The following is a 1,578-nucleotide window of genomic DNA, read 5'->3' on the forward strand; positions in this document are numbered from 1 at the left end:
CAGCTCGGGGACGGTGTGCCGGGTTGGGCGTCGAAGCTGCCGTCCCGCCCGGTGGCGCAGGCGGTCAGGAGGGGAGCGGCGAGAAGGGCGAGGCACAGCAGGTGCGCCGGTCGGGTGGTCATGGCGGTCGGCCTCCGGTAGGGGGAAGGGGTTCGTCACAGGGTCGACGGCAGGCTGCGGACCATCAGGCCCAGCCCCACCGTCAGGATCAGCAGCGCGGTCAGCAGACCGCTGTACGGGGTGATCCGGCGCAGCCGGCCGAGGAGCGGGCCGTCTGCCGCACCGGCCATGCGGTCGCCGACCCGGACGAGGAGCAGCCCGACGATGGTGAGGGTGGCGGCCATGCCGAGGCCGTATGCGACCACCAGGGCCGCACCGAAGAGTGTCCGGCCGAGTGCAACGGCGCCCAGCAGGACGACCAGGGCGGACGGGCTGGGTACCAGTCCGCCCGCAATGCCCAGCCCGATGAGGCTGCGCCGGCCCGAACCGGGCTCGTGGTGGTGATGGCGGCTTCCGCCGAGCAGTCCATGTCGGTGGCTGTGGGGTTGGTCAGGGTCGTGGTGCGCGTGCCCGTGCCCGTGCGCGTGGTGCGCATGGTCGTGGTGCGCATGGTCGTGGTGGTCGTGCGCGTGGTGGTCGTGCGCTGCGCCGGCCTCGTGGTCGTGGTGGTCGTGCGTATGCGGGTGCATGGGGTCGTGACGGCTTGTCGGCGTGGGTGCCGTCGTCGCGTGAGCGAGTTCCTTCGCAGGTTCCGCGCCGCTCTCGGGGCGGTCGGTGACCGGGGTGCGGCGCACGAGACCGCCCGAGCGCACACGCCGGACCGCGTCGCGCAGCAGCCCGACGCCGACGAGGGCGACCAAGGCGCCGCTGAGCACGCCCAGCCACCCGAGGAGGACGTCACCGGCCAGTGAGGAGAAGGTGGTCAGGCCCAGTCCGAGGACGAGGACGCCGGCCGTGTGGGTCACGGTGACGGTGGCGCCGACGGTGACCGCGTCGCGGGTCCGGCCGCGCCGCCCGGCCAGGTAGGCGGCCATCACCGTCTTGCCGTGGCCGGGCAGCAGCGCGTGGCCGGCGCCGAGCACGATGGCGAGCAGCACGGCGAGCAGGCCCACCGGCAGGGTGAGCCGCTGCGCGGCGCCGAGCCGGGTGAGCTTGGCGTCTAGGCCGGCCAGCCAGGTCGTGGGACCGGAGCCGTCCACCCGGATGGTGGTCCCGACCGCCGCGGCGCCGCCGCCGGGCCGGGCGTGGACCTCGGCGCGGGTCACTCCCTGCGGGCTGGCCAGCAGGTCGCGCGGGTAGTCGCGCAGTTCGTTCGAGACGGAGCGGGCGGGGACGTCCGCGTGGTCGAGGGTGGTGCCGTCGCCGCGGGCGGTGATCTCGTTCCAGCCGACCCGGCCGGGGTCGCTGCCGCTGGCGATGTGGAGGGTGGTGCCCGCAGCGGGAAGGTGCAGGGCCGCCCGCAGCGTGCATTCGAGTCTGCTGGTGCGCAGGCCCGCGGCGCCGTCCTGGTAGACGAACTGCGCCGACTCGGTGCTCCAGGCCAGGGTCGCGGCGGGCTGGTCGGTCGTCACCTTCAGG

Annotated in this window: 1 protein-coding gene; it reads right to left on the reverse strand. The window is 74.7% G+C overall.

The window, feature by feature from the left end:
- Positions 1-155: 155 nt before the first annotated feature.
- A partial coding sequence (locus ABZ641_RS36710) for a high frequency lysogenization protein HflD (RefSeq protein WP_359988883.1) occupies positions 156-1,578 on the reverse strand: 1,423 nt, incomplete at its 5' end.

Source organism: Kitasatospora sp. NPDC007106, assembly GCF_040634455.1.
Classification (GTDB): domain Bacteria; phylum Actinomycetota; class Actinomycetes; order Streptomycetales; family Streptomycetaceae; genus Kitasatospora; species Kitasatospora arboriphila.